We start from the raw sequence: 26,804 nt of genomic DNA, 5'->3' as shown, positions 1-26,804 counted from the left end.
GAAAGGGCAAGGCCGGTCATGCGCATTTCCCTGGGTCCGCTGTTGCGCGGTGCGACGGCGGGCGTGCTGGCCCTGGGAGTGCTGTGCGCTCCGGTCTGTGCGGCCGCCCCGGCCGCCCCCTCCCCCGAGGCGGAGCGCCTGCCGTTCGCCGAGCGCTATCACGCGTTGCAGCACGGCGGGATCGTCCGCGCGGCCAACTCGGCCATCAGCTGCCGTACGACCGCCACCCGGACGGCCGCACCCTCCTGCCTCTCCGCCCGCGAGGGCGCGTCCGCGGCCAATGGCGACTTCGACATGTTCTACGTCGACGTCGACCGCGACCCCAACACCTACAACTCCTCCCGCGCCGAACTCCGGCTCCCCGAGGGCGCGCAGGTGACGTACGCGCGCCTGTACTGGGGCGGGAACCTGCGGGTGGGCGAGCAGAAGCCGCCGAAGGACGACGGGCGGGTGCTGATCGCGGAGCCCGGCGGCGAGTACAAGGAGGTGCTCGCGGACTCGCCGGTCGGCCACCGGGTGGCACAGGGCATGGACGCCTTCCAGGCCTCGGCGGACGTCACCGAACTGGTCCGGCAGAGCCGTTCGGGCCTGTACACGGTGGCCCAGGTCAATGTGGCGATGGGCCGGTCCGAGGCCGGGGCGTGGGGCGGCTGGACGCTGGTGGTGGCGTACGAGAACCCCGCCGAGCCCCTGCGCCGGCTGGCCCTCTGGGACGGCTTCGACACCCTGAAGTCCGGCCGGGAACTGCGGCTGCGCGGAGTGCGCGTCCCCAAGGGCGGCGGCGGCCGGGTGGGCCTGGTGGCCTACGACGGCGACCGCGGCCGCGGCGGCGACTCGCTCACCGTGTCGGCCGGCGGCCGGGCCGCGACCGCGCTGACCGACGCCGCCAACCCCCGCGCCGACGTGCTGAACTCCACGATCACCGAGCCCGGCGCGACTCCGGCGCGCCGTGAACCGTCGTACTCGAACACGCTCGGCTACGACTCCGATGTGTTCGATCTGGGCGGGGCTCTGGGACGCGGTGGTGACCAGCTGGCCGTCCGGCTCGTTTCCCAGCGGGACGCGGCGTGGGCCGGGGCGCTCTTCATCGCCGTCGACGCACAGCAGTGAGGCGCGTTCCCGCCGGCCGTCCCGAGCGTCACCCGTGAGCGAGGAAACCGCGCAATGCACCAGTCACCACCCGGCCCCCGGCCCCGGGTCCTGCACGTCACCCAGCCGGTGGACGGCGGGGTCGCCCGTGTCGTGACGGACCTGGCGCGGGCCCAGCTCGCGGCCGGCCTGCATGTCACGGTGGCCTGCCCGGAGAGCCGGCTCGCGGCCGGACTGCGGTCGCTGGGCGCCGACGTACGGCACTGGCGGGCGACCCGTTCGCCGGGCCCGACACTCGTTCGAGAGGTACTCCGGCTCACCCGTCTGGTCGACGAGGTGCGGCCCGATCTGGTGCACGCGCACAGCGCCAAGGCCGGGCTCGCCGGGCGGCTCGCGGTGCGCGGCCGGATCCCCACGGTGTTCCAGCCGCACGCCTGGTCGTTCGAGGCGGTCGACGGGGGCATGGCGGCCATGGCGCTGAAGTGGGAGCGCTGGGGGGCGCGTTGGGCCTCCCGGGTGGTGTGCGTGAGCGAGGCGGAGCGCGCGACCGGCATGCGCGCCGGGATCGCCGGGCGGTGGGCGGTGGTGCCGAACGGCATCGACCCCGGGCGCTTCCACCCCGCCGCCGTGGACACCGTACGGGCGACGCTCCTGCCCGACGTCGATCCGGCGGCGCCGCTCGTGGTGTGCGTGGGGCGGCTGTGCCGGCAGAAGGGGCAGGACGTCCTGCTGGACGCCTGGTACGCCGTGCACGACCGTGTTCCCCGCGCCCGTCTGGTGCTCGTCGGCGACGGCCCCGACCTGCCCGAACTGCGTTCCCGCGCCCCGGAGTCGGTGGTGTTCGCCGGCTCGGTACCCGACGCGGCCCCCTGGTACCAGGCCGCCGACCTGGTGGTCCTCCCCTCCCGCTGGGAGGGCATGGCCCTGGCCCCCCTGGAGGCGATGGCCTGCGGGCGCCCGGTGGTGGTGACGGACGTGGACGGGGCGCGGGAGAGCCTGCCGCCGGAGGTCGCGCCCCGCTGCCTGGTCCCCCCGGACGACCCCGTCGCGCTCGCCTCCGCCGTCGCCGGGCTGCTGCTCGATCCGCTGCTGCGCGAGTCGCTCGGCCATCTGGGGCGCCGTTACGTCCTGTCCACGCACGACGTGCGCAACGCGGCCGAGGCGGTGGCGGGTGTCTACCGCGATCTGCTCGCTGCCCCGTCCGCGACGCCCGCCGTGCCCTCCGAGTGCAGGGAGTCCATCCACTCGTGACTGCGGAAAGTACGGTCCCCTCGCCCGGTGGGCAGCCACGGGATCCCGGATCCTCGTCCGTCTCGGTCATGCCCGCGCGCGGCACCGCCGCCGGTTTCCGGTTCCCCGCGCGCCGCCCGCCGGCCCGGCCCGCCTCCCCGGTGCCGCTGCTCGCCGCCGACCTCGTCGCCGCGCTGCTCGGCGCCGTCGCCTTCGCGGGCGCCGAGCACCGCCCGCTGCTGCTGGCCCTCCTGGTCGCCGCGACGATGCTGCTGCGCCCGCACCAGCCACGTCCCGCCCCCGGCGTCCTCGACGAACTCCCCGCCGTCTGCGGCCGGATCGCGGTCGCCTGGCTGGCCCTGGCGGCGCTGGTCGCCGCGTACGCCCCCCACCACGCGCTGTCCGCCCGCACGCTGGTCGGGGGCTTCCTGCTCCAGTCGGCGGCGGGCTGCGCGGGCCGCGGCCTGGTGCACTGGCGCCGCCGCGTCGCCCTGCTCGACCGCCCCCGCACCGCCCTGGTCGTCGGCCCGGCCGCGACCGCCCAGCGCGTCGCGGCCGCCGTCCTGCGCCACCCACGCTGCGGAGTGCTCCCGGTCGGCATCGTGGCCGCACACCCCGACGGCACCGACGGGCTCCCGGTGCTGACGACCGGTCAGGAGGTGCAGCGGGCGCTCATCCAGAACGGCGTCCGGGACGTGCTGGCCGTGCATCCGTCGGTACGGACCCAGCAGGGGCCGCTCCTGCGCGCGCTCGCCGAGTCGGGATGCGCGGTGTGGGAGGTCGACGCGGACTCTCCCTCGTACGCGTCCCCCGAGCAGCTCGCCGGGTTCGCCTGCCGGCGGCTCGACATGGGGTACGGGCGCCGGCGCGGCAGCCTCGGCAAGCGGCTGCTGGACGTGACCGTCTCCGGCACCCTGCTGCTGCTGGTCAGCCCGGTGCTGCTGGTGTGCGCGGTGTGGCTGCGGGTCACCGACGGGCCCGGCGTGGTCTTCCGGCAGGAGCGCATCGGCAAGAACGGGCGCCCCTTCACGCTGCTGAAGTTCCGCACCCACCGCCCGGTCGACGAGCACGAGTCGGCGACCCGCTGGAGCGTCGCCGACGAGCACCGCATGTCCTGGTTCTGCCGCTTCCTGCGCCGCACCTCCCTCGACGAGCTGCTCCAGCTGTGGAACGTCTTCTGGGGCGACATGAGCCTGGTCGGCCCGCGGCCCGAACGCCCTTACTTCGTCGGCAAGTTCAGCCAGACCCACCCGGGTTACGCGGCCCGCCACCGCATGCAGACCGGCATCACCGGGCTCGCCCAGATCCACGGACTGCGCGGCGACACCTCGATCGAGGACCGGGCCCGCTTCGACAACGCCTACATCGACAACTGGTCGCTGTGGCAGGACATCTGCATCCTGCTGCGCACCGCGGCCGCGCTCGTGCGTCCGACGGGGAGCTGACCGCCGATGAGCCAGGCACTGTCCCTGCCCCGGCCGCGCGAGTGGCCCCCGGTCCTCCCGGTGCTCGCCGTGCTGGTCCTGCTCGGCCTGCCGGTCTCGCCCGCCGGGGAGAGCGGCGCGGGCCCCGCCGACGCCGTGTCCGCACTGGTGGTGCTGTACTGCGCGATCCGTCTGGTACGGGACCGCCGGCGCCCCCTGTCCCGTACGGCTGCCGCCGTCCTGGGCCTGCCGGTGCTGGGGCTCGCGGTCGCCGCGATGGGGGCGTCCTCGCCGGGCGCGGGGATCACCGGCATGGGCCGCTACCTCCAGATCTTCGTGCTGGTCCCCGCGGCCGTCCTCCTCCTGGTCCGCGGCCGGTCCGACTTCCGCCTCCTGGCCTGGTCCTTCGTGGCCCTGGCCCTGTGGCAGGGCGCGATCGGCGTGCACCAGTACGTCACCGGGACCGGTGCCTCGTACCAGGGCGAGGAGATCCGGGCGGTCGGCACCTTCGGGCCGACGGACGTGATGGGCATGGCGACGGTCGTCTCCTTCGGCCTGGTGTGCGCGCTGGGGCTGGCACTGGGCCGAACTCCGGTACGGCAACGCGCGGTTGCCGCCTGCTGCGCGCTCGCCCTGCTCCTCCCCCTCGCCCTCTCCTTCAGCCGCGGGGCGTGGATCGCCACCGCCGCGACCTGTGCCGTGCAGCTGGTCCTCGCGGGGCTGCGGCGGGCGCTGAAGGTGGCGGCGGTCGCGGTCGCGGCGGGGGTGGTGCTGGTCGGGGGGTTCGGGGTCGGTACGGCGATGCTGCAGGAGCGGATCGACAGCATCACGCAGGTCACGGACGCGCCTGACCAGTCGGTGACCGACCGGTACACGATGTGGGCGGCGGCGGTGGGCATGTGGCGCGAACAGCCGCTGACCGGCGTCGGTTTGAAGGGCTTCCCGGACTACCGGGACGGGCACGCTTCCCTTGCCCTGTCCTCCGGCAGCGACACGGAGGGCGCGGGCGCGGCATACCGCAAGCAGCCGCTGCTGTCCCCGCACAACATGTACCTCCTGGTCCTCGCCGAGCAGGGCTTGATCGGCCTGCTCGCGCTGGCGGGGAGCTGGCTGGCCCTGCTGGTGTGCGGGCTGCGGGGGTTGTGGCGGGCGCGGGGCGGCTCGGGCGCGGGCCTGGACTGCGCGCTGGTCGCCTGCGGACTGCTGATCTGGCAGCTGATCGACTTCGCCTACGCCGACATCGGCGGGCCGTCGACGGTGCTGACGGCGGTGGTGTTCGGGGTGGTGGCGTGGTGGGCGCTGGTCGGGGGCGGCGACGGTTCGACGACTCGGGTGTCGGCGGCTCCGGTCCAGGAGCTCGCCGAGAAGGCCGTGACGCGATGACGGTGACGCCCTCACGGACCACCGAGGCCGATGCCGGAGGTGCGGCGACCGTGCCTTTGGCGCGGGCACAGACCGAGGACGCCGGTGAACACGCCCCCGTCTCCCGGCGCTTCCTCGCCAAGGCCGCGCTCGTCACCGCCGTGCTGTCCGTCGCCGGGGCGCTGCTCGGGCTGGTGCGGGATCAGGCGCTGGCCCGGCTGTTCGGGGCCGGGAGCGACACCGACGCCTTTCTGGTCGCCTGGACCGTGCCCGAGTTCGCGGCCACGCTGCTCATCGAGGACGGGCTGGCCTTCGCGCTGATCCCGGCGTTCAGCCTGGCACTCGCCCGGCGCGCGCAGGGTGCCCCGGGGGACCCCGTCCGCGCCCTGGTCGGCGCCACCCTGCCGCGCCTCTCGCTGGCCTTCGTCGCCGTCGGCGCCCTCCTCGTCGGCATCGCCCCGCAGCTGGTCGAGGTGCTCGCCCCGGGTCTGCCCGACCCCGCGCTCGCCGTCGACTGCACCCGCCTGACCGCGACCTGCGTCCTCAGCTTCGGCCTGGCTGGCTACTGCAGCGCCGCGCTCCGCGCCCATCGCCGCTTCCTCGCCCCCGCCGCGATCTACGTCGCCTACAACACCGGCATCATCACGGGGATGTTCGTCCTCGGCGGCCGCTGGGGCGTGCGCTCGGCGGCGGCCGGCGTCGCGGTCGGCGGGTGCCTGATGGTCGCCGTACAACTGCCGTCGCTGTGGCGGCAGTTGCGCAGGCGGGCAACCGAGGGGGCGGGGTCCGGCCCCGAGGCCGGGGAGTCGCGGCCCATGGACTTCGCGCTCGTCGCCACCGTCCTCCTCTTCGCGCTCTGCCGGCAGTCCCAGGTCCTCATCGAACGGTTCCTCGCCTCCCACCTCCCGGCCGGCGCCATCTCGCACCTGAACTACGCGCAGAAGGTCGCCCAGATGCCGATGATCCTGTCGCTGATGCTGTGCACCGTCACCTTCCCGGTGGTGGCGCGCGCGCTGGCAGAGGGCGACACGGAGACGGCCCGCACCCGGGTGGAGCGGGACCTCGCGCTGGCCGCCTGTGTCGTGCTGCTGGGCGCGGCGACGGTCATCGCCTGCGCCCCTCAGATCATCGAACTCCTCTTCCAGCGGGGCGCGTTCACCCCGAAGGACACCGCGGCGACGGCCGGCGTCATGCGCGTGTACGCCCTCGGGCTGCTCGGCCAGACCCTGGTCGGCGTGCTCGTGCGGTCGTACTTCTCGGCGGGCCGGCCGACCTGGTACCCCGTCGGCGCGATGGCCGCCGGCATCGTCGTGACCTCCTGGATCGGCGCCCTGACCGTGCACCCCTGGGGCGTCGACGGCATCGCGATCGCCAACGCCACCGGCATCACCGTCACCGCCGCCCTGCTGCTGGCCGGCATGGGCCCGAACAGCGTCCCGATCCGCACCCGCCGGGTGCTGGCGGAGCTGTCCAAGCCGGTGCGTGCCGCGGTGGTCGCGACGGTCGCCGGGGCGTTCGTCGCGCACGGGACCGCCCTGCGGACCGAGTCCCCGCTGCCCGCCCTCGCGGCCGGTACGGCCACCGTCCTCACCGTCTTCGTCCTGCTCGGCGTGGCTCTGCGCGCCGAAGGCTTCGCACCCGCACTCCGTTCCGTACGCACCGTCACACAAAGGCTCTCGCATGGCCGTTGACTCCGTAGACACCGGAAGACGTCTCGCCCCGGGCCCCGTCCCGTGGGTGGCGATGTACCACTCCGTGGGGGACTGCTCCGACGACCCGTACCGCATCACGGTCACCCCCGAGCGGCTGGAGAAGCAGCTGCGCTGGCTGCGCCGGCGCGGGCTGCGGGGGGTGTCGATGGCCGAGCTGCTCGCCGCCCGTGCCCGCGGGCAGGGGCGGGACCTGGTCGCGCTCACCTTCGACGACGGGTACACCGACTTCGTCGACAACGCCCTGCCGCTGCTGGGGCGTCACGGCCACTCCGCCACCCTCTTCGTGCTGCCCGGCCGCCTCGGCGGCAGCAACGCCTGGGACCCGCTGGGCCCGCGCAAGCCGCTGCTGACCGCCGACGGCATCCGGCACGCGGCCGCCGAGGGCATCGAGATCGGCTCGCACGGCCTCACCCACGTCGACCTCACCAAGGCGGACGACGCCACGCTGGAGGCCGAGGTCTACGAAAGCCGGGCCCTGCTGGAGGAGTTGACGGGAGGTCAGGTCGCCGGGTTCTGCTACCCGTACGGCACGATCGACCGGCGGGCCGTGGACGTCGTCCGGGACGCCGGCTACACGTACGCCTGCGCCATCGACCCCGGCCCGCTGGGCGGCCCGTACGCCCTGCCCCGCGTGCACATCGGGCAGAACGACCACGCCGTACGCCTCTTCCTCAAGCACCGGCTGCACCGCCTGCGCCGCCGCCCCGTCGAGGGGATCTGAGGTGCGCGCCCTGCACGTCATCACCGGCCTCGGCGTCGGTGGCGCCGAGCAGCAACTGCGGCTGCTTCTGCGGCACTTGCCGGTCGACTGCGACGTCGTGACGCTCACCAACCCGGGCGCGGTCGCCGACGGCCTGGTCGCCGACGGGGTGCGCGTCACCCACCTCGGCATGGCCGGCAACCGCGACCTGGCCGCCCTGCCCCGGCTGACCCGGCTCATCCGCAGCGGCGGCTACGACCTCGTGCACACCCACCTCTACCGCGCCTGCGTCTACGGCCGCCTCGCCGCGCGCCTCGCGGGCGTCCGCGCGATCGTCGCCACCGAACACTCCCTGGGCGACTCCCAGATGGAGGGCCGCAGGCTGTCGCGCGGGGTGCGCTCCCTGTATCTCGCCAGCGAGCGCCTGGGCCGCTCCACCGTCGCCGTCTCCCCCACGGTCGCCGACCGGCTGAGGCGCTGGGGCGTGCCGGCACCCCGGATCGAGGTCGTCCCGAACGGCATCGACCTGACCCGCTTCGGCTTCGACCCGGTCCGCCGCCACACCACCCGCCGCCGGCTCGGACTCCCCGAGGGCGCGTACGTGATCGGCGGCATCGGCCGCCTGACGCCCGGCAAACGCTTCGACGTCCTCATCCAGGCGCTCGCCCAACTCCCGGACGACCACTGGCTGTTGCTGGTCGGCGGCGGCCCCGAGGAGAACGTCCTGCGCCGCACGGCCCACGAGGCCGGCGTCGCCGACCGGGTCCTCTTCACGGGCGAGCGCCCCTACGTCCCGGACGGCACCCCCGGCCCCGACCTGCCCTCCCTCGCCTCCGCGATGGACCTGCTGGCCTCGCCCTCCCCCGAGGAGGCCTTCGGCCTGGCGATCGTCGAGGCGCTGGCCGCCGGACTGCCCGTGCTCTACGCCTCCTGTCCGGCGATCGAGGACCTGCCCGCGCACGCCGCCCGCTCCGCCCGCCAAGTCACCGGCGGGGCGGCCGAGTTCGCCGCCGCCATCGCCGCGTCCCGCGCCCGTGAGCCGGGCCCGCGGACCGCCCCCGAAGCGGCCCGCCACTACTGCATCACCCGCAGCGCCACCCAGCTCATGGGCGTGTACACGGCCGCGGTGTCCCCTTCCTCGTCCCCGTCCCCCTCTCTCCAGGGAGCCAGTTCCTCATGACCGAGAACCCCACCGCACCACGCCGCCCGGCCCTCGCCCGCGCCCGGGCCCTGCCCGCCTGGACCCTGGTCGCCGGCGGCGTCCTCGCCGGCGGCCTGCTCGGCGGCGGCTACGGCCTCGCGAAGCCGGCCACCTACACGGCCACCAGCTACGTCGTCGCCGTACCGACCGAGAAGTCCGACCCGGCGTCCGCGCTCGGCTTCGCGCAGGCCTACGGCCGGGTCGCCACGCAGCTCGCGGTGCTCGGGGACGCGCAGGTGTGGGCGGGCGTGCCGGTGCGGACGCTGCAGTCGAGCGTGCGGACGGCGACCTCGCCGGACGCCCCGATGGTCGCGATCACCGCCACCTCCTCCCGCCCCGACCTGGCCGCCGACATGGCCAACGCCGTCTCCCGCGCGCTGACCCGGCACGCCAACGACACCAAGGACGACACCCACGTCGAGCTCCAGCAGTTCGCCCGCGCCACCAAGCCGGCCGACCCATCATCGGCCTCCCCTGCGGTGACCGGACTGGTCGGCGCGAGCGCGGGCGGGCTGCTCGGCGGGCTGGTGCTGCTAGTCCGGCCCCGGCGTACGGCGGGCGGGTCCGCGCGCCCGGCCGCGGTGCCGGGTCCGGCCGTCGCCGCCGAGGCCCACGGCCAGCTGTGACGTACACGACCGAACTCGTCACCGACGAGCCCGCCTTCGCCGCGCTCGGCCCCGACTGGGCGCGGCTGCAAGGCAGTTGCGGTGCCGCGACCCCCTTCCAGAGCCACGCCTGGCTGCACTCCTGGTGGCTGTCGTACGGCAGACCGGGCCGGCTGCGGCTGGTCCTGGTGCGCGACGACGGTGAACTCGTCGGCGCCGCGCCGCTGATGCTCGTACGGCGTCCGGTGCCCGCGCTGGTGCCGCTCGGCGGGGCGATCTCCGACTACGGGGACGTCCTGCTGGACGACGAGCGCGGCGAGCCGGCCGTCGCCGCGCTCACCGACGGGCTCGCCGCTCTGGCCCGCACCGCCCTGGTCGACCTGCGCGAGGTACGGCCCGGCGGTGCGGCCGAGCGGGTCTACGACCGCTGGCGCGGACCGCGGCGCCGGGTGCCCGGCTCGCTGTGCCTGGAGCTGCCCGCCGTACCGATGGACGAACTGGTCGCCCGGCTGCCCTCCGCGAAGGCCCAGCGGGTGCGCGCCAAGCTGCGCAAGCTGACCGCGCTCGGCGTCGAGCGGCACGTGGTCGGGCCGGACGAGGTGGACAAGGCGCTGCGCCGGCTGCTGGAGCTGCACCAACTGCAGTGGCAGGGGCGGAAGGTGACGTCCGAGCACCTGCGGGAGCGGTTCGGCGAGCATCTGGTGCGGGCGGTCGGGCCGATGGTGCGCGCCGGGGACGCCGTGGTGACCGAGTTCCGGCTCGACGAGGACGTGGTGGCCGTCGACCTGACCCTGCTGTCTCGACGGCTCGCGGGCGGCTATCTGTACGGCGCCCATCCGTGCCTGCGCGAACGCAAGGCGGACGTGGCGGTGATGCTCCTCGACGCGTGCACCCGGCACGCGCGCGGCACGCTGAGCCTGCTGCGCGGCAACGAGCCGTACAAGCACCACTGGCGGCCCGAACCCGTCGTCAACCAGCGGCTGCTGCTGGCCCGGCGGCGCACCGCCCCGCTGCTCGCGGCGGCCGTCTGTGACGTCGCCGCGCGCGGGCGGGGCAAGCAGCTCGTGCGGAAGTGGAGGGAGCGCGGTGGCGGCGGACCGTGAACCGGCCGCCGCCACCGCGCCGGGCTCACCGGCTGCGCGACCACCAGTCGAGGCGCATGCACAGCTTCCCGCCGAGCCAGTACTCGACCCAGTCGCCGAGGTCCAGCGGCGAGCAGTTGGCCGGGTGCGTCGGGGTGGGAGTGGGCGTGGGCGTCGGCTTGGTCGGCACCGGGGTCGGGGTCGGAGTGGGCGTCGGGTCGCCGGTGCGGCCGGAGAGGAACGCGCGGTAGACCGCGGACGACTTCGGGTTGGCCCCGCACTGCCAGACGCCGTGCGGGCAGTAGTCGGTCAGCGTGTTGTAGAGCGGTTTGTGCTCGTCCATCCAGGCGAGCATCCGCTTCATGTATTCCGCGTTGTCACCGTTGCGGAAGAGTCCCCATTCGGGATAGGAAATGGGCTTGCCGTGGGTCTTGGCGAAATCCACGTGTTCCTGAAGCCCGTAGGGCTCTTTCACCTGCTGGTCGAACGTCAGCCCGGTCGGCTGGTCGTACGAATCCATGCCGATGATGTCGACCGTGTCGTCACCCGGATAGCACTGCGTCCAGGGAACGGCGTCCCGGCCGCGGGTCGGCGTGAAGTCGAACCGGAATTTCTGGCCCGGCACCGAACGCATGGTGGTGACGATCCTGTTCCAGTACTTCTTCCAGGCCTCCGGGTCCGGGCCGCAGCGAGAGGTGTACGTGGTGCCGTTCATCTCCCAGCCGAGCACGATCACCGTGTCCGGCACCTTCAGCGCCACCAGCCGCTCGGCCAGGGCCTTGAAGTGGTGATCGAACGCGCCGACCGCGCCCTGCTGGAGCAGCGACCGCACCCGGAAGTCGGAGACGCCGTCCTCGTTGCGGTCGAGCATCGGCACGTTGAGGACGAGCATCCGGTCGGCCTTCTCGGTGCGCCAGTCCGCCCACACGTTGAGGATGCCCGGAGGCCCCTCGATGTCGGTCCAGCTGTTGCCGGGCAGATAGGTGTGCCCGACGCGCAGCTCGGCCCCGCCCAGCCAGGCGCTCAGCGCCGGCATGCTGGCCACGCCCCGCCCGTCGGAGTTGAGGAAGGCGCCGAAGGCCGGCGGATCCTGCTTCGGCGGCACGGGAGTCGGCGGTACGGGGGTCGCCGGCGCGGGGACGGACGGGGTCGTGGGCGTCGGAGCGGGCGGGTCGGCGACCCGCACCACCCCCGCGGCGGATCCGGTACCCGAGGCCAGTACGGCGGACGCGGCGACGGTCGCCGCGACGACGGCCAGCCGACGGGACCGAGGACGTCGTTTCTTCCGGTCCATGCCCGCTCCTTTCTGAAATGCGGTTACTGACACTCAGTCATATGAACAGGAATTACGCCACCGCCGTTACGGCCAACGAGTGAGAAGAAATTGATGACCGTGTCGCTGTTTGACATCCGGGTCCCCGCCGTTCTGCTGCGGATCGACCGGAATCCCTTTCACCACGGCACGCTCGGCGCCGTGCGCTCGCTCGGCAGAGCGGGGGTCGATGTGCATGTGGTCGCCGATTCCACGGGAAGTCCCGTATCCCGGTCCCGTTTTGTACGTCAGATGCATCCCCCGCCGCCACCCGGTTCATCCGCACACGAAATCGCAATGTGCCTGCGCCGGGTGGCCGCCCGCATCTCGCGCCCCGCGGTGCTGATCCCGATGGACGACGCGAGCGCCGTCGCGGTGGGCCGGCTGCGCGAGGAACTCGCCCCGGTCTATCTGCTGCCCGAGATGCCGGTCGCGCTGCCCGAGCACGTCGCCGACAAGGCGGAACTGGCCGACCTGTGCGCGGCCCTGGACGTCCCGCACCCGCCGACGCTGGTCCCCGACAGCCCCGCCCAGGCCGCGAGCGCCGCATGGCGGCTGGGTCTGCCGGTGGTGGCGAAGTGGAGCCGCCCCTGGCTGGTGCCGACCGGCACCGGTCTGCGCAGCACGGTCGTGGTGCGCTCGGCGCAGGAGGCACGGGAGCTGTACCGGCGCACCGAGGAGGCGGGCAGCCGGCTGCTGCTCCAGGCGTTCCTGCCGCCGGGCCCCGAGCGCGACTGGTTCTTCCACGGTTACGTCGACCGCGCGGGCGCCGTCCGCGGCGGCGGCCCCGGCGTCAAGCTGCGCTCGTGGCCGCGCGGGGCGGGCCTCACCGCGGTGGGCCGCTGGACGACCAACCCGCAGGTCACGGCCCTCGCCGAGCGCCTCACCACCGAGTTGGGCTACCGCGGCGTGCTCGACCTCGACTTCCGGCGCTGCGGCAGCACCGGCCGCTACCACCTCCTCGACTTCAACCCGCGCCCCGGCGCCCAGTTCCGCCTCTTCGCCGACGGCCGCGGCCTGGACGTCGTACGGGCGCAGCACCTGGATCTGACCCACCGTCCGCTGCCGGAGCCGGCGCCGCTGCCCGGCCGCGAGTTCGTCGTGGAGAACTACGCGCCCCCGGCCGCCCTGCGCCCCTCCCCCGCGGGCCGCGAACTCGCCTGGCACGCCTCCGACGACCGCGCCCCCGGCCGCGCCCTGTGGACGCTGTGGGCCCGGCACGTCTCCCGCCGTCTCGTGGACCGCCTGCGCGCCCCGCGCCCGGCCCCGGGCACCCCGGCCCTCCCGCACGTGGTCCACCAGGCAGCCCCCGTCGCACCTCCTGCCTCCCCTCCCCCCTCCCTCACCGACCTGTCGGACGACGAGAAAGCGAGCAGTTGCTGATGTACGACCTGCTGGTGGTGGGCGCGGGCCCGTACGGCCTGTCCATCGCGTCCCATGCCGCGGCCGCCGGGCTGCGGCTGCGCGTCTTCGGGCGGCCCATGGCGTCCTGGCGCGACCACATGCCCCGGGGCATGTTCCTGAAGTCGGAGCCGTGGGCCTCCAACCTCTCGGATCCGGACGGCCGGCTGCGCCTGGAGGTCTACTGCGCGGGTCAGGGCGTGACCGCCCGGCACGGCGAGCCGATCCCGGTGGAGATGTTCGCCGAGTACGGGCTGTGGTTCGCCCACCACGCCGTCCCGGTGATCGACGAGCGCACGGTGACCCGGGTGGCGCCCTGCCCCGGCGGCTTCGAGGCGGTCACCGAGGACGGGCAGGTGCTGTACGGCCGTGCGGTCGCGCTGGCGGTGGGGGTGATGCCGTTCGTCGAGATCCCGTCCGCCCTGCGCGGCCTGGACCCCGGCCTGGTCTCGCACAGCAGCCACCACAGCGATCTCGACCGCTTCCGCGGCAAGGACGTGACGGTGATCGGCGGCGGCCAGGCGGCCCTGGAGACGGCGGCCCTGCTCGCCGAACAGGGCACGCGCGTACGGGTGTTGGCCCGCGCCGACCGGCTGGTCTGGAACGACGTGCCGCCGCCCTGGAAGCGCCCCTGGTGGCAGTCGGCGCGCTCCCCGCACAGCGGCCTGGGCCCCGGCTGGCGCAACTGGTTCTACTCGGAGCGCCCGGGCCTCTTCCGCCGCCTCCCCGAGCCGACCCGGGCCCGCATCGCGGCGACCGCGCTCGGTCCGGCGGGCGCGTGGTGGGTACGGGACCGGGTGGAGCCGGCCGTCGAGGTGCTCCTCGCCCACGAGGTAACGGCGGCGCGTGCGGTGCCGGGAGGTGTACGCCTTGAGCTGACGAGCCGCGCGGAGACCTCGCGCAGCCGCGTCCGCCTCCTGGAGACCGAGCATGTCGTCGCCGCCACCGGCTTCACGGCGTCCTGCGACCGCCTGGACCTGCTCTCCCCCGACCTGCTGGCCACGCTGGGCACGGTCGCGGACGGTTCACCGGAGGTCGGACGGGACTTCGAGTCGACGTACCCCGGACTCTTCATGGCCGGGCTGCTCACGGCCGCGGGCTACGGCCCCGCGATGCGCTTCGTGCACGGTGCGACCTACACGGCCGGGGCGCTGGTGAGGGGCGTGCGACGGCACCTGCGGTCGGCGCCGCGCGGGAGTCTGATCGGCCGTCAGGCGTCCGGCGGTCTCACGGCGGGGACGGCGCCCGTCCCCATGCGGGGCGGCACCTCGTAGAACGGGCGCGGGTGCCGGACACGAAGCCGTCCGGCACCCGTCGCACAACACCGCGTACTACCGATGAGCCGAAGCCCGCCGCCCACGCCGGTACAGCACGGCCCCGGCCCCGATCATCGCGGCACTGGCCCCCGACGCGGCGAGCAGCGCCCCACCGTCACCGCCGGTGTGGGGCAACTGCGGAGGCGTGGTCTGGCCACCGCCGGGGGGTGTGCTCTGGCCGCCACCCGGGGGTGTGCTCTGGCCACCTCCAGGAGGAGTCGACTGGCCGCCGCCAGGAGGCGTGCTCTGGCCGCCACCGGGAGGCGTCGACTGACCACCACCAGGGGGCGTGCTCTCGCCACCGCCAGGAGGCGTCGACTGGCCGCCACCGGGAGGCGTGCTCTCACCGCCGCCGGGCGGGGTGTGATCACCACCGGGAGGCGTGTGATCACCACCGGGAGGCGTGTGGTCACCACCAGGGGGCGTGTGGTCGCCACCAGGCGGGGTGTGGTCGCCACCGGGAGGCGTGTGATCACCACCAGGCGGGGTGTGATCACCACCAGGCGGGGTGTGGTCGCCGTAGCCGCCGCCTCCGCCTCCGCCTTCGTGGTCGCCATAGCCGTGGTCGCCATAGCCGCCGTGGCTGCCGTAACCGGTGTCGTCCGAGTCGTCGTCATCGCCGTAGCCGAAGTCGTCGTACGACATCTCGTGCTTGCGGTGCTTGCCCGAACCCGAGTCATGCGCACAGGAGTTGCCGAGCGTCGGGTTGAGGGCGGCGACCACGTCGACCGAGTCGCCGCAGGCGTTGACCGGGACGTCGACGGGCACCGCGACGTTGTTGCCGGACAGGACGCCCGGCGAGTCCTTGGTGGCCCCGCCCGCGTGCGTGTCGGCGAGTGCGGGACTGCCGCCGTACAGGGACAGGATGCTCGTCGCGGCGGCGGCCGCGACCATTCCCCTGCTCAGGGTCTGTCGCAATCTCGTTGTCTTCCTGCTTGAAGAAGTGGGAAAAGCCGGCCCTGGAACGGAGACAAGACGTCCAAGGCCGGCCGTGACACAGCCGGGCGGCTGGTGCGTGAGTGTTCGGGTGCTACGTCGTCAGTCGTTGACGCACACGTTGCCGAACGCCGGGTTCAGGGCGCCGATCACGTTGATGGAGTTGCCGCACACGTTGATCGGAACGTGCACGGGGACCTGGACCAGGTTGCCCGAGAGGACACCCGGGGAGCCGACAGCGGCACCCTGGGCATCCGCGTCGGCGAAGGCCGGGGCGGCCACGCCGAGGGCCATGATCATGCCCGCGACGACAGCTGCGGTCTTCTTCATGAACTATCCCTTCTCCGCGGTCACGCCCTACTGCATGACCTGCAGGCTGCAAAACGAGGGATAGACAGCCGAAGAAACTACGGAACGTGCGGCGCGGGATAATTCACTCGAACGCCCCGTGTTGAATCGCGAGTTTGACCCGCAAGGAGCAGAAACGCTTCTCTGAGGGAGTAGAGAAAATCAGGAAAACGGACCGGGCGGCCCGCCCGAATGAGTAAGGCGGGCCGCCCGGGCGGCGCTTGACGAAGGGTCAGCCGACCGGCCGTCAGCTGTCCTTCGCGCCGTTGCCCGACAGGACCGGGATGTTGTCGACGATGTGCGACAGCGGCTCGTCGCCCTTGGCCTGGGTCGAGTTCTCGGCGCACTGCTGGTTCTGCGGCGCGGAGAGGACCGGGATGTCCTGGACCCCGACGTTGGCGATGATGCCGACGACGGACTGCACGTCGGCCTTGGCGGGCAGGCCCACGCAGAGCTTGTTCGCCGTGCCCTGGACCAGCGAGGCCTGCGGGCTCATGTCGCCCTTGGTCTCGCCGTTGCCGTACACCTGTGCGGCGCCGTTGCCGTCGGTCGTGGTGACGCCGCCGTCGTTGCCAATGGCCAGCGCCTGGGGGGCGAACGCCGCCGACACGCCGACGACGGAAGCCGCGACCGCCGCAGCAGCCATTGCCTTCTTGAACATTTCTCCGGTCCTTTCCTGACGGAGGCACACATTCCTGCTCCCACATCAACAAGGGCCGCGGGAAATGGTGACGCGACTTCACCCGTCCGGATTTCCGTGGGCCATTGGAGTGAACGGGAGCAACCATGCGGGCCGGTGGCAGTTGTGCAGTTCGCTCCGGTGGACGGGGTTACTCCAGAAGGGACCATGCAAGTGATCAAGAAGGTTATGGCTGCTGCGGCGATCGCCGCTTCCGTCGCCGGCGTCTCGGCCGCCACCGCCGCTCCGGCGCTGGCCATCGGCAACGACAACGGGGTCACCACGACCAACGGCAACGGCTCCGAGCAGATCTACGGCAACCAGGCCACGTACGGCAACATGAGCCCGCAGATGGCGCTCATCCAGGGCTCGCTGAACAAGCCGTGTGTCGGCCTGCCGCTCAAGGGCAACGTGCAGTCCGTCGTCGGTCTGGTCAACGTCGGCGTCCAGGACATCCCGATCCTGTCGGCCCCGCAGAACCAGCAGTGTGTCGAGAACTCGACCCAGGCGAAGGGCGACGAGCCGCTGTCGCACATCCTGGACAACATCCCGGTCCTGTCGGGCAACGGTGCCCAGGGCAGCTGACCTCCCGACGTACGCAGCGGGCCGCCGAGTTCTCGGCGGCCCGTTCCGCTTGCCCGCGACGCACGCACGCCCTGCCGCCCCTAACACCGTCACTTTTTATGACGCACTAGGCCGAACGGGGCAAACACCGCAACCAAACCGGCCTTCGCGGGTTGATCAACACGCGGCTCTGCAACAGGGGTCCGCTCTCCGAAAACTCTGTACCGGAGTTCGCTCTCCGAAAGGGAACGAATCATGAAGAAGCTGCTGGCCGCCGCGACCCTCGCTGCCTCCGTCGTCGGCGCCACCGCCGCCCCGGCGCTGGCCATCGGCAACGACAACGGCGTCACCACCACCAACGGCAACGGCGCCGTCCAGAAGTACGGCAACCAGGCCACCCACGGCGACATGAGCCCCCAGCTCTCGCTCGTCCAGGGCACGCTGAACAAGCCGTGCATCGGTCTGCCCGCGAAGGTGAACGCCCAGTCCATCCTCGCCCTGGTCAACGTCGGCGTCCAGGACATCCCGGTCCTCTCGGCTCCGCAGAACCAGCAGTGCACCGAGAACTCGACCCAGGCCAAGGGCGACGAGCCGCTGTCGCACATCCTGGACAACATCCCGGTCCTGTCGGGCAACGGCGCCCAGGGCAGCTGACCTCAGCAGCACCGCGGAAGCGGGTCGCCGAGCACATCGGCGGCCCGCTTTTCCGTGTGCCCTACTTCTTGTAAAGCGCCTCGATCTCGTCCGCGTACAGCGCGTACACCGCGTGCCGCTTGACCTTCAGAGACGGGGTCAGCAGGCCGTTCTCCTCGTTGAACTCGCCCTCGACCAGGGTGAACGCGCGGATCGACTCGGCGCGCGAGACGGCCTCGTTGGCGTAGTCCACGGCCTTCTGGACCTCGGCTCGGATGCGGAGGTCCCGTACCACCACGGACATCGGGGTGTCGGCCGGCAGCCTGCGCACCGACAGCCAGTGGGCGACGGCCTCGGGGTCGAGGGTGATCACGGCGGCCACGAAGGGGCGGTTGTCGCCGACGACCAGGCACTGGCCGACCGGCGGGCGGCTGCGCATCCGGTCCTCCAGGACGGCCGGGGAGACGTTCTTGCCGCCGGAGGTGACGATGATGTCCTTCTTGCGGCCGGTGATGGTGAGGTAGCCGTCCTCGTCCAGTGCGCCGAGGTCGCCGGTGGCGAACCAGCCGTCCTGGAGTACGGCGTCGGTGGCGGCCGGGTTGTTCCAGTACGCGCCGAAGACGATTCCGCCCCTGATCAGCACCTCGCCGTCGTCGGCGATGCGCACAGCGGTGCCGGGGACCGGCCGGCCGACGGTGCCCGGGCGGGGTTCGAGGGGCGGGACGATGGTGGCGGCGGCCGAGGTCTCGGTCAGGCCGTAGCCCTCGTAGACGATGATCCCCGCCGCGTAGAAGAACAGGTTGAGGTTGCGGTCGAGCGGGGAGCCGCCGCTGATCGCGTAGCGCATGCGGCCGCCGAGCTCCTTGCGGATACGGCGGTAGACCAGCAGGTCGTACAGGGCCCACGCGGCGTAGAGCGCGGGGGTGGGGCCCTTGCCGGTGCCCAGGAACTTGTCCAGGTACGCCTGGCCGAAGCGGACGCCGATGCGGTCCGCGCGGTCGAAGGAGGCGCCGCGGCCGATCTTCTCGGCGGTCGCGCGGCCGGTGTCGTGGATCTTCTCGAAGAGGTACGGCACCCCGACGAGGAAGGTGGGGCGGAACTCCTTGAGGGCGGGCCGGAGTTCGTCGGGCTTGATGCTCGGGCAGTGGCCGATCTCGATACGGGCCATGAGGCAGGCGATCTGCAGGGTGCGGCCCAGGATGTGCGCGAGCGGGAGGAAGAGGAGGGTCGAGGCGGTCTGGCGGGTGACCTCCTTGAAGACGGGGTGGAGGAGCTCGACCGTGTTGGCGGCCTCGGCGTGCAGGTTGGCGTGGGTGAGGACGCAGCCCTTCGGTTTTCCGGTGGTGCCGGAGGTGTAGCAGACGGTCGCGATCGTGTCGGGGGTGAGCGCGGTACGGCGCTTGGTGACCTCCTCGTCCGGGACGTCCATGCCCAGCTGGACCAGGCGGGTGAGGGCGCCGGCGTCCAACTGCCAGACGCGGGGCGGGTTTTCGTGGCGGGTGGTGGCGGTGGTCACCGTGTCCGCGTTCTCTGCGGTCTCGGTGACGACGTAACGGGCGCCGGAGTCGCGGACGATCCACTCGACCTGGTCGGCGGAGGAGGTGGCGTAGACCGGGACGGTCTGGCCGCCGGCCGCCCAGATCGCGAAGTCGAGGACCGTCCACTCGTAGCGGGTGCGGGACATCACGGCGACCCGGCCGCCCGGTTCGAGGCCGGAGGCGATCAATCCCTTGGCCACGGCGGTGACTTCGCGGGCGAAGGCGGCCGCGGTGACGGGCTGCCAGGTGCCTTGCTGTTTGCGGCGCAGCACCACCGCGTCCGGTGCCTCGGCCGCGTTGGTGTACGGGAGGTCGGCCGTGCTGCCCGCGGTGGGCCGGGGTGCCAGCGGCGCGGTGCGGGCCTCGCGCACCACGCCGTGTTCGTCCCTGATGACCTCGACCCGGGCGCGGGCGGCCAGGTCGGCGCGCTGTTTCGCCCGTTTCAGATCCTTGCGTACGCCCATGACGGCCCCCAGTCGGCTCTGACTGGCAGGCCAACTTACCCGCAAGTAAGGAATCGTCAATGGGGAACGGCTCATTTCATGAGGCTCGCCTCGTCGATGGCCTCGGCGAGGTCGTCCACGTCCTTGTCCTCGGTCTTCTTCGCCAACGCGTGGGCCCGCTCGCCGAGTTCGTCGAGGCCGGGGTTGCCGGGGAGGGAGCCCACGTCGTCGGCCTCGGAGTCGCGGGTGCGCAGGGTGTCGGCGAAGTAGGCGGCCACCGCGGTGACCTGGAAGCGGGTGGAGGCGCTCCAGACGTCGTCGTGGAGGTCGCCGGTCTCCAGCTGGCCGGACTCCTCGTGCGGGGCGCGGCTGTCGGGGTCGAGCCAGCGGACGCTCGCGGTCGCGAGGTGGCCGTCGGCGCCGGGCCTGGTGCGCACGGCGTAGACGGCGGTGACGGTGTGGCCGGGGCCGACCTCTCCGCCGTCTACGTTGTCGTCGCGGAAGTCCTCGTCGGCGACCTTGCGGTCCTCGTAGCCGACGAGGTGGAACTCGGCGACCGTCTCGGGGTCGAAGGCGACCTGGGCCTTGGCATCGCGGGCGGTGAGGTCGATGTTCTGCGGGAGCTGGTCGACGAAGACCTTGCGGGCGTCGGCCTCGTTGGACACGTACGCGGTGTGGCCGTCGCCCTTGTCGGCGAGGCGTTCCATCAGGGCGTCGCCGTAGTCGCTGCCGACGCCCACGCCGAAGAGGGTGATGCCGTGGTCGCGGCGCTCGCGCGAGATGCGTTCGAGGATCGAGTCGGCGTCCGTGTCGCCGGTGTTGGCGAGCGCGTCGGAGATGAGCACCACGCGGTTGGTGGCGCCCTCGCGCAGGCCTTCGGCGGCGGTGGCGTATCCCTTGTCGACGCCCGCGCCGAGGTTGGTCGAGTCCTGGGTCTCCAGTTCGGCGATCGCGTCGTGGATCCTGCCGCGGTGGCCGTCGAGGCGGGTCATCGGCAGGACCGTCCTGGCCTCGTCGCTGAAGGTGACCAGGGCGACCGAGTCGTCGTCGCGGAGCTTGTCCGTCATGGTGTCGAGGGACTTCTTGGCGAGGTCGAGGCGGCCGGGCTCGCCCATGGAGCCGGAGACGTCGACGACGAAGGTGAGGGCGGCGGGCGGGCGGTCCTCGTCGGACTCTGCGGCGCGGGTGGCGAGGCCGACGCGGAGCAGGGACCAGTTGGCCTTGTCGGTGCGGGCGCCGTCGACGGTGACCGTGAAGCCGTTGCCGTCGGGGCGCTCGTAGTCCTGGCGGAAGCTGTTGACGAACTCCTCGGGCCGGACCGTCGAGGGGTCGGGCAGATGGCCGTCGTGCAGGGCGCGGCGGGCGTAGCCGTAGGAGGCCGTGTCGACGTCGAGGGCGAAGGTGGAGAGGTGGTCGGCGGAGGGCGAGGGGCTCTCGTCGCCGGTGATGCTGCGCTGTCCGTCGGCCGAGGTCTCGGCCGGGCCCGGCGCCGGGAGGCCGCCGGTCCGGTTCGACCGGTCCGCGGAGCTGCTGCCGCTGTTGTCGCTCGCGCTGCACGACGTCAGGAGCAGGGCACCCGTCGCCGTGAGAGCGAGGACGGCGGCGCGCAGCCGTCGGGTGCTGCCGGTTGTCGTGCCTGGCCTTGGTGTTCGGTACCGCTGCTCCATCTTCCGTGCCCCCTTTGTCGATTGACGTGCCCGTCTGTGACTGTGACGGGGCAGGGGGCCGGAACGTGCGCACCGGGGCGTTGCGGAAGGATCTCGAAGGGGCCACGATCATGGCCCGCCGAGACCGGTGGGTGACCGTCCGTTGACCTAGGACACGATGTCCTTGCGCGCGAAACCCCGGAAAGCCAGCGCGAACAGCACGAGTGCGTACGTTATGGAAATCGCCGTGCCCTGGATCATGCCGGACCACTCGGGATGGGGCTGGACGGCGTCCGCCCACGCGAACTGCCAGTGCGCGGGCAGGAAGTCGCGCCAGTGGCCGAGGGCGGTCACGGCGTCCAGGACGTTGCCGACGATGGTGAGGCCGACCGCGCCGCCGACGGCGCCGAGCGGGGCGTCGGTCTTCGTCGACAGCCAGAACGCCAGGCCGGCGGTGACCAGTTGGGACACGAAGATGTACGCCACGACGATCAGCAGGCGCTGGGTGGCGGTGCCGGTGTCCAGGGAGCCGCCGGTGGGGATCTGCAGCGGGCCCCAGCCGTAGGCCGCCGTACCCACTGCGAGGGCGACCAGCGGCAGGAGGATCATCGCGGCCAGGCTGAGGGCGAGTCCGACGACGAGCTTGGACCACAGGAGGCGGGCGCGCGGGACGGGGGCGGCGAGGAGGTAGCGCAGGGAGGACCAGCCGGCCTCCGAGGCGACGGTGTCCCCGCAGAACAGGGCGACCGGGATGACGAGGAGGAAGCCGGCCGAGACGAAGAGGTTGACGGCGGCGAAGTTGGCGCCGGAGGCGGTGGCCGTGTCCATGAGGGTGACGGTGTTGTTGCGGCCGTCCGGGGTGCCGCCGATGGCGAAGGCGATCAGGAGGATGAACGGGAGGGCGGCGAGGATGCCGGCCATGACCAGTGTGCGGCGGCGCTTCAGCTGGCGGACCAGCTCCACGCGGAGGGGGAGGGTGTGGGTCGCCTTGTAGCCGGAGGCGGTTTCGGTGCGCTGGGTGAGCGTGGTCATGCTGAGCCTCCGATCAGGGTGAGGAAGGCGTCTTCGAGGCGGCGGTGTGGTGTTAGGGAAGCGACGGGTACCTCAAGGCGCACGAGTTCTACGAGGAGAGCTGCCGCGTTTGTGCGCTCTGTGGGTGCCTCGGTGTGTTGTGGGGCGTCTGCGGCGACGTCGTGGCTGGTCGCGCAGTTCCCCGCGCCCCTGGGGGGCGTTGCTGTCAGCCTTACCAGCAAGCCGCCGTCGGTTCGGGTTGCTGATTCGACGCCCGGCAGAGTCGCCACCTTCTCCACCATGGGGTCTGGGATGTCTGTCGCCAGGCCCACCAGCAACGTGTCGCCGGAGCCGATGATTTCGTTTACCTCGCCCGCTTGGACCAGGCGGCCTCGGTCCATGACCACCAGGTGGGTGCAGGACTGTTCCACCTCGGCCAGGAGGTGGCTGGAGACGATGACCGTGCGGCCTGCTGCCGCGTAGCGGATCATCACCTCGCGCATCTCGCGGATCTGTGGCGGGTCCAGGCCGTTGGTGGGCTCGTCGAGGATGAGGAGGTCGGGGAGGCCGAGCATGGCCTGGGCGATGGCCAGGCGTTGGCGCATGCCCTGGGAGTACGTGCGGACCGCGCGGGCCAGTGCGTCGCCGAGGCCCGCGATCTCCAGGGCCTCCTCCATGTGCGCGTCCTCCGGCGGGCGGCCCGTGGCCTGCCAGTACAGCTCCAGGTTCTCGCGGCCGGAGAGGTGCGGGAGGAAGCCCGCGCCCTCGACGAACGCGCCGACCCGGGAGAGGACCGGGGCGCCGGGGCGGATCGCGTGGCCGAAGACGCGGATCTCGCCGTCGTCCGGCTTGATCAGGCCCATCAGCATGCGGAGCGTGGTCGTCTTGCCCGCGCCGTTCGGGCCCAGCAGGCCGAGGACCTGGCCCTTCTCGACGCGGAAGGAGAGGCCCCGGACCGCGTAACGGTCCGCCGACTTCGCGTACCGCTTGCTCAAGTCGGTGATCTGGAGCGGGACTTCGGCGAGGGCAGGGTCCGGGGGCGGGGCCGTGGTCGTGCGGCGGCGGCTTGTCGCGAGGAGGGTCAGGGCGATCAGTGCGCCGGCCAGGGGGAGCCACCACACCCAGGAAGGGAGGGGCGCGGCTGCCGTCGTCACGCCGGGGGCCGTCGGGACCTTCAGGTCGCCCTTGAGGGTGACCGTGTACGTCGCCGGGGTGGCCGGGGAGGCGTAGCCGAGGTCGGTGGAGGCGAGGACCAGGCGCAGGCGGTGGCCCTGCTCGACCTCGTGGTCGATGGCCGGGAGGGTGATGGTGACGTCCTTGCCGGCCTTGGCGCCCTCGACCCGGACGGGGGCGACGAGCTGGGAGGGCAGTACGGGGGTCGCGGAGCCGGAACCGACGTCGTACACCTTGGCGAAGAGCACGGCGTCATCGGTCGTGGACTTGACGTGGACGGTGACCGTCGGGGAGCCGGTGATGCGCAGGCCGCTGGTGAGCGGGGCCGAATCGAACCGGGCGTACTGGCCGGGGAAGTCCAGCGAGACGCCGACGCCGAGCGAGGAGAGTTGGGCGAGGCCGCCCGCGCCGCCGAGGCCGGGCAGGGCGGACACGGCGGGCGGGCTGGCGCCTGCCGGGTTGGCGAAGCTCTGCTCGCGGCCGGTGAGGGCGAAGGACTTCTCGCCGCTCTCCAGGCCCGGGTAGGTGTCGTCGGTCGCGCCGCGCAGCAGGGCCGCGCCGTCGGTGGAGTCGATGCCTCCGGTGCGGGTGATGCGGAAGGCGGGGCCGGTGTCGGCGGCCTTGTCGTCCTTGAGGTAGCGGTCGAACCAGGACCGCACGCGTGACTGGACGCGGCTCGTCTCCATGTCGCCGCCGTCGTGTCCGCCCGCGATCCAGTCGACGTCGACGGGGGCGCCGTTCGCGCGGATCGCCTTCGCCGCCGCGTCGGCCTGGCCGAGCGGGAAGAGGGAGTCGGTCTGGCCCTGGATCAGGAGCGTGGGCACCTTGATGCGGTCGCCGACGGCCGACGGGGAGCGGGACGTCAGGATCTGGCGGGCCTGCGCGTCCGGCTTGCCGGACTCCGCGACACGCTCGTACATCCGGCACAGCTGCGGTTCGAACTTGTCGCAGCCGCCGCCGGAGTTGATGAAGATGCCGGCCCACAGCTTCTTGAACACGCCGTCCGGGAACAGGGCGTCCGCGAGGTTCCAGTACGTGATCGCGGGGGCGATGGCGTCCACGCGGTGGTCGTAGCCGGCCGCGAGGAGGGAGATCGCGCCGCCGTACGAGGCGCCGGCGACGCCCACGCGCGGGTCGCCGGGCTTGTCGAGCTGGACCTGGGGCTGCTCGGCCAGCCAGTCGATGAGCTTGGAGACGTCGGCGACCTCGCCCTTCGGGTCGTTCAGGCCGATCTTTCCGGTGGACCTGCCGAAGCCGCGGGCGGACCAGGTGAGGACGGCGTATCCGTCTCTCGCCAGGTCCTCGGCCTGCTCGCGGACGTCGTCCTTGCTGCCGCCGAAGCCGTGCGCGAGGAGGACGGCGGGCCTGCGGCCGCTGGTGCCGGAGGACGTGAAGTACGAGGTGTCGATGTGCACGCCGTCGATGGCCATGACGCGGTCGGTGCGGTGTACGGGGGCCTTGTCGTCCGAGGCGACCGCCGTCCAGGTGCCGGCGCCCGCGAGTACGACGACGGCGGCCCCGGCGGCCAGTAGCCGTCGGGGCCTCCGCAGCAGCCCTCGCAGGCCGGGCAGTCGAAGATCCATGCGTCAACGGTACGGGGCGGCACCGACATTCGGGGCAGCCCCCAGGTTGAACGTTCAGCCATCCCGAGGGCGTAGGGATTCACCCCCACGTACAGCAGACGCGGTATCGGCTAGGCCTGTGCGTCCTCGGGGATGGACACCAGCCAGCGGGTCTCGCGGCGCGGGCGCAGGTACAGCGCCCAGTACAGGGTCGCGGCCGCCGTGATGCCGCCCGTCCACAGGAGGTAGCTCGTCTCCTGTTGGCTCAGGATGTACGCCAGGACCGCGATCAGGAGGACCGGCATCGCGGGCCACAGGGGCATCCGCCAGGCCGGGGTGTGCTTGTGGTGGCCTCGGCGGGAGAGGAGGGCCGCCACCGCGACCAGAAGGTACATGCCCGTCACCGAGACGCCCGTGACGCCGTACAGGGTGTCCAGGTTCACGAAGCAGAGCAGGGCGCCGGGGACGCCCACCGCGAGGGTGGCGACCCAGGGGGAGCCGAAGCGGCCGAGCTTCGAGAAGACGTCGTTGACCGGCTGGGGCCAGGCCTTGTCGCGGGCCGAGGCGAACAGGACGCGGGAGTTCTGGATGACCATGACGATGCCCGCGTTGATGATCGCGAGGGCCACGCAGAGGCTGACGAAGGTGCCGACCGCGGAGTTGGACCAGGCGGTGACCATGGAGCTGATGTCGCCGCCGGTGAGGGCGGACAGGTCCGAGGCGCCCATGGTGATGGCGACCACCGGGACCAGGATGACCACCGTGGAGATCGCGAGGGTGGCCAGGACCGTGCGGGCGACGTTGCGGCGCGGGTGCTCCAGCTCCTCGGAGAGGTAGACGGCGGTCGAGAAGCCCTGGGTGACGAAGAGGGCGATCGCGAGGCCGGAGACGACCAGCATCGCGGTGACGGTGTCCGTGTGGCCGTCGGCGCCCGCCACCTGCATCGAGGTGAGGCTGCCGAGGCCGCGCTCGCTGTGGGCGAAGCCCAGGACGGCCACCACGCCCGCCGCGACGACCTCCAGGACCAGGAAGATGCCGGTGATCCAGGCGTTGGCGCGCAGGTCCAGCAGGCCCGCGAGGGTCGCCAGGATCATCACCGCGGCGCCCGCGACCGACGGGTCGAGGTGCACGACCGGGGCGAGGTAGTCCGCCGTGCCCATGGCGATCACCGGCGGGACGATCATGACGACCAGGAGGGAGAGGACGAAGACCAGCCAGCCCGCGAGCCGTCCGGCCATCGTCGAGACCATCGCGTACTCGCCGCCCGCGCTGGGGATGAGGGTGCCCAGCTCCGAGTAGCAGAACGCGACGGCGATACAGAGGAGGGAGCCGATGGCGATCGTCAGGGCGGTGGCGGTGCCGAGCGAGCCGAACAGGTCCGGGACGACCACGAAGAGCGTGGAGGCCGGGGTGACGCAGGAGAGCGTGAGGAGAGTGCCGCCGACCACCCCGATGGAGCGCTTGAGCGTCTTGGGGCTGTCGGGCGCGGCGTCCGCGACGGCGGTGTCGGCAGGACGGAGCGTGTCGGTCATGCGGCGGATTCCGATCGACTGGTGTGACTGAGGGTGGGTTCGGGAGCGCTATCGCCTCCGGCGGATCGCGTTTCTGGTTCTCTTCGTCCGCTCCCGGCGGGAGCATGGAACCCCGACGAAAACCGACGCGTCAATGGCTGTTTACCTACGGAATTCGTGGTTCAAGACTGCCTCGGCGCGCGTTAACGTCGCGTCAAGGCCCCATACCGGGCGCCTTTCGGGCGTACGGGAACCGTAGTGGGCGGGCACAAAAAAATGGGGCCGTCCGGAATACGGACGGCCCCGAGGGGTTTTTCAGGTCACCC

At 72.5% G+C, this 26,804-nt stretch carries 22 protein-coding genes; 13 read left to right on the top strand and 9 right to left on the bottom strand.

Annotation, left to right across the window (positions count from 1 at the left end):
* The first annotated feature begins 18 nt into the window (after nucleotides 1-18).
* The 9 genes from MQP27_RS00110 to MQP27_RS00070 are packed head-to-tail and all read left to right on the top strand — an operon-like array spanning nucleotide 19 to nucleotide 10,426.
* Nucleotides 19-1,110, top strand: coding sequence for a DUF3344 domain-containing protein (locus tag MQP27_RS00110; protein WP_242758925.1), 1,092 nt, complete (start codon nucleotides 19-21; stop codon nucleotides 1,108-1,110).
* A gap of 54 nt (nucleotides 1,111-1,164) precedes the next feature.
* Nucleotides 1,165-2,340: a glycosyltransferase gene (locus tag MQP27_RS00105; RefSeq protein ID WP_242758924.1), complete on the top strand. Its 1,176-nt coding sequence runs from the start codon at nucleotides 1,165-1,167 to the stop codon at nucleotides 2,338-2,340.
* Nucleotides 2,337-3,764, top strand: coding sequence for an exopolysaccharide biosynthesis polyprenyl glycosylphosphotransferase (locus tag MQP27_RS00100; RefSeq protein ID WP_242758923.1), 1,428 nt, complete (start codon nucleotides 2,337-2,339; stop codon nucleotides 3,762-3,764). Before MQP27_RS00105 ends, MQP27_RS00100 begins: the two co-directional genes overlap by 4 nt.
* A 6-nt stretch (nucleotides 3,765-3,770) precedes the next feature.
* Entirely contained in the window at nucleotides 3,771-5,126 is a 1,356-nt protein-coding gene (locus MQP27_RS00095) for an O-antigen ligase family protein (protein ID WP_242758922.1), read from the top strand.
* Nucleotides 5,123-6,796: a lipid II flippase MurJ gene (locus MQP27_RS00090; protein ID WP_242758920.1), complete on the top strand. Its 1,674-nt coding sequence runs from the start codon at nucleotides 5,123-5,125 to the stop codon at nucleotides 6,794-6,796. The genes MQP27_RS00095 and MQP27_RS00090 overlap by 4 nt, the downstream gene beginning before the upstream one ends.
* A complete protein-coding gene (locus tag MQP27_RS00085; protein WP_242758918.1) occupies nucleotides 6,786-7,538 on the top strand; it encodes a polysaccharide deacetylase family protein in 753 nt (250 codons plus the stop codon). Before MQP27_RS00090 ends, MQP27_RS00085 begins: the two co-directional genes overlap by 11 nt.
* Nucleotide 7,539: 1 nt before the next feature.
* Nucleotides 7,540-8,697: a glycosyltransferase gene (locus MQP27_RS00080; protein ID WP_242758916.1), complete on the top strand. Its 1,158-nt coding sequence runs from the start codon at nucleotides 7,540-7,542 to the stop codon at nucleotides 8,695-8,697.
* Nucleotides 8,694-9,344: a YveK family protein gene (locus tag MQP27_RS00075; protein WP_242758914.1), complete on the top strand. Its 651-nt coding sequence runs from the start codon at nucleotides 8,694-8,696 to the stop codon at nucleotides 9,342-9,344. Before MQP27_RS00080 ends, MQP27_RS00075 begins: the two co-directional genes overlap by 4 nt.
* Nucleotides 9,341-10,426 carry a GNAT family N-acetyltransferase gene (locus tag MQP27_RS00070; RefSeq protein WP_242758912.1) on the top strand — a complete coding sequence of 362 codons (1,086 nt, stop codon included), beginning with the start codon at nucleotides 9,341-9,343 and terminating at the stop codon, nucleotides 10,424-10,426. Before MQP27_RS00075 ends, MQP27_RS00070 begins: the two co-directional genes overlap by 4 nt.
* A gap of 25 nt (nucleotides 10,427-10,451) precedes the next feature.
* Here MQP27_RS00070 and MQP27_RS00065 read toward each other — a convergent pair whose 3' ends face one another.
* On the bottom strand, nucleotides 10,452-11,699 hold the full coding sequence (locus MQP27_RS00065) for a glycoside hydrolase family 26 protein (RefSeq protein ID WP_242758910.1): 1,248 nt from the start codon (nucleotides 11,697-11,699) through the stop codon (nucleotides 10,452-10,454).
* Between the two features lie 93 nt (nucleotides 11,700-11,792).
* Between MQP27_RS00065 and MQP27_RS00060 the strand changes: the two genes are divergently transcribed.
* Both MQP27_RS00060 and MQP27_RS00055 read left to right on the top strand, forming a co-directional pair.
* A complete protein-coding gene (locus tag MQP27_RS00060) occupies nucleotides 11,793-13,100 on the top strand; it encodes a carboxylate--amine ligase (protein WP_242758909.1) in 1,308 nt (435 codons plus the stop codon).
* Nucleotides 13,100-14,392: an NAD(P)-binding domain-containing protein gene (locus MQP27_RS00055; protein WP_242758908.1), complete on the top strand. Its 1,293-nt coding sequence runs from the start codon at nucleotides 13,100-13,102 to the stop codon at nucleotides 14,390-14,392. Before MQP27_RS00060 ends, MQP27_RS00055 begins: the two co-directional genes overlap by 1 nt.
* A 57-nt stretch (nucleotides 14,393-14,449) precedes the next feature.
* Here MQP27_RS00055 and MQP27_RS00050 read toward each other — a convergent pair whose 3' ends face one another.
* The 3 genes from MQP27_RS00050 to MQP27_RS00040 all read right to left on the bottom strand — a co-directional run bounded on the left by MQP27_RS00050 (nucleotide 14,450) and on the right by MQP27_RS00040 (nucleotide 16,379).
* The gene (locus MQP27_RS00050; protein WP_242758907.1) at nucleotides 14,450-15,352 is read right to left on the bottom strand and encodes a chaplin family protein; all 903 of its coding nucleotides are present in this window, start codon (nucleotides 15,350-15,352) and stop codon (nucleotides 14,450-14,452) included.
* 120 nt (nucleotides 15,353-15,472) lie between these two features.
* Nucleotides 15,473-15,700, bottom strand: coding sequence for a chaplin (locus MQP27_RS00045; protein ID WP_242758906.1), 228 nt, complete (start codon nucleotides 15,698-15,700; stop codon nucleotides 15,473-15,475).
* 265 nt (nucleotides 15,701-15,965) lie between these two features.
* Nucleotides 15,966-16,379 (bottom strand): rodlin, encoded by a 414-nt coding sequence (locus MQP27_RS00040; protein WP_242758905.1) that lies wholly within the window; start codon nucleotides 16,377-16,379, stop codon nucleotides 15,966-15,968.
* Nucleotides 16,380-16,571: 192 nt separating this feature from the next.
* On the opposite strand from MQP27_RS00040, the gene MQP27_RS00035 reads away from it, so the two are divergent.
* Together MQP27_RS00035 and MQP27_RS00030 are read left to right on the top strand one after the other, a co-directional pair.
* Nucleotides 16,572-16,982 (top strand): rodlin, encoded by a 411-nt coding sequence (locus MQP27_RS00035; RefSeq protein WP_242758904.1) that lies wholly within the window; start codon nucleotides 16,572-16,574, stop codon nucleotides 16,980-16,982.
* A 234-nt stretch (nucleotides 16,983-17,216) separates the two neighbouring features.
* Nucleotides 17,217-17,615, top strand: a complete 399-nt coding sequence (locus MQP27_RS00030) for a rodlin (protein WP_242758903.1) — start codon at nucleotides 17,217-17,219, stop codon at nucleotides 17,613-17,615.
* 61 nt (nucleotides 17,616-17,676) lie between these two features.
* Here MQP27_RS00030 and MQP27_RS00025 read toward each other — a convergent pair whose 3' ends face one another.
* The 5 genes from MQP27_RS00025 to MQP27_RS00005 form a co-directional block, all read right to left on the bottom strand.
* Nucleotides 17,677-19,596, bottom strand: coding sequence for an AMP-dependent synthetase/ligase (locus MQP27_RS00025; RefSeq protein WP_242758901.1), 1,920 nt, complete (start codon nucleotides 19,594-19,596; stop codon nucleotides 17,677-17,679).
* Nucleotides 19,597-19,667: 71 nt separating this feature from the next.
* The gene (locus MQP27_RS00020) at nucleotides 19,668-21,242 is read right to left on the bottom strand and encodes a vWA domain-containing protein (RefSeq protein WP_242758899.1); all 1,575 of its coding nucleotides are present in this window, start codon (nucleotides 21,240-21,242) and stop codon (nucleotides 19,668-19,670) included.
* 147 nt (nucleotides 21,243-21,389) lie between these two features.
* Nucleotides 21,390-22,253: an ABC transporter permease gene (locus MQP27_RS00015; RefSeq protein WP_242758897.1), complete on the bottom strand. Its 864-nt coding sequence runs from the start codon at nucleotides 22,251-22,253 to the stop codon at nucleotides 21,390-21,392.
* On the bottom strand, nucleotides 22,250-24,988 hold the full coding sequence (locus MQP27_RS00010) for an alpha/beta fold hydrolase (protein WP_242758895.1): 2,739 nt from the start codon (nucleotides 24,986-24,988) through the stop codon (nucleotides 22,250-22,252). The genes MQP27_RS00015 and MQP27_RS00010 overlap by 4 nt, the downstream gene beginning before the upstream one ends.
* A 110-nt stretch (nucleotides 24,989-25,098) precedes the next feature.
* Complete coding sequence (locus MQP27_RS00005) at nucleotides 25,099-26,499, bottom strand: APC family permease (RefSeq protein WP_242758893.1); 1,401 nt, start codon at nucleotides 26,497-26,499, stop codon at nucleotides 25,099-25,101.
* Nucleotides 26,500-26,804 lie beyond the last annotated feature (305 nt).

The sequence above is a fragment of the Streptomyces cylindrosporus genome, from assembly GCF_022698165.1.
Lineage (GTDB): Bacteria > Actinomycetota > Actinomycetes > Streptomycetales > Streptomycetaceae > Streptomyces > Streptomyces cylindrosporus.
Note: the sequence above shows the minus strand (reverse complement) of the source record. Positions and strands in the feature narration are given on the sequence as shown.

Bases quoted from the DNA above. Each gene is read 5' to 3' on its own strand.
- MQP27_RS00040 (WP_242758905.1), bottom strand. From the start codon at position 16,379: ATGTTCAAGAAGGCAATGGCTGCTGCGGCGGTCGCGGCTTCCGTCGTC.
- MQP27_RS00090 (WP_242758920.1), top strand. From the start codon at position 5,123: ATGACGGTGACGCCCTCACGGACCACCGAGGCCGATGCCGGAGGTGCG.
- MQP27_RS00025 (WP_242758901.1), bottom strand. From the start codon at position 19,596: ATGGGCGTACGCAAGGATCTGAAACGGGCGAAACAGCGCGCCGACCTG.
- MQP27_RS00105 (WP_242758924.1), top strand. From the start codon at position 1,165: ATGCACCAGTCACCACCCGGCCCCCGGCCCCGGGTCCTGCACGTCACC.
- MQP27_RS00055 (WP_242758908.1), top strand. From the start codon at position 13,100: ATGTACGACCTGCTGGTGGTGGGCGCGGGCCCGTACGGCCTGTCCATC.
- MQP27_RS00030 (WP_242758903.1), top strand. From the start codon at position 17,217: ATGAAGAAGCTGCTGGCCGCCGCGACCCTCGCTGCCTCCGTCGTCGGC.
- MQP27_RS00110 (WP_242758925.1), top strand. From the start codon at position 19: ATGCGCATTTCCCTGGGTCCGCTGTTGCGCGGTGCGACGGCGGGCGTG.
- MQP27_RS00045 (WP_242758906.1), bottom strand. From the start codon at position 15,700: ATGAAGAAGACCGCAGCTGTCGTCGCGGGCATGATCATGGCCCTCGGC.
- MQP27_RS00010 (WP_242758895.1), bottom strand. From the start codon at position 24,988: ATGGATCTTCGACTGCCCGGCCTGCGAGGGCTGCTGCGGAGGCCCCGA.
- MQP27_RS00085 (WP_242758918.1), top strand. From the start codon at position 6,786: ATGGCCGTTGACTCCGTAGACACCGGAAGACGTCTCGCCCCGGGCCCC.
- MQP27_RS00065 (WP_242758910.1), bottom strand. From the start codon at position 11,699: ATGGACCGGAAGAAACGACGTCCTCGGTCCCGTCGGCTGGCCGTCGTC.
- MQP27_RS00075 (WP_242758914.1), top strand. From the start codon at position 8,694: ATGACCGAGAACCCCACCGCACCACGCCGCCCGGCCCTCGCCCGCGCC.
- MQP27_RS00060 (WP_242758909.1), top strand. From the start codon at position 11,793: ATGACCGTGTCGCTGTTTGACATCCGGGTCCCCGCCGTTCTGCTGCGG.
- MQP27_RS00005 (WP_242758893.1), bottom strand. From the start codon at position 26,499: ATGACCGACACGCTCCGTCCTGCCGACACCGCCGTCGCGGACGCCGCG.
- MQP27_RS00015 (WP_242758897.1), bottom strand. From the start codon at position 22,253: ATGACCACGCTCACCCAGCGCACCGAAACCGCCTCCGGCTACAAGGCG.
- MQP27_RS00020 (WP_242758899.1), bottom strand. From the start codon at position 21,242: ATGGAGCAGCGGTACCGAACACCAAGGCCAGGCACGACAACCGGCAGC.
- MQP27_RS00095 (WP_242758922.1), top strand. From the start codon at position 3,771: ATGAGCCAGGCACTGTCCCTGCCCCGGCCGCGCGAGTGGCCCCCGGTC.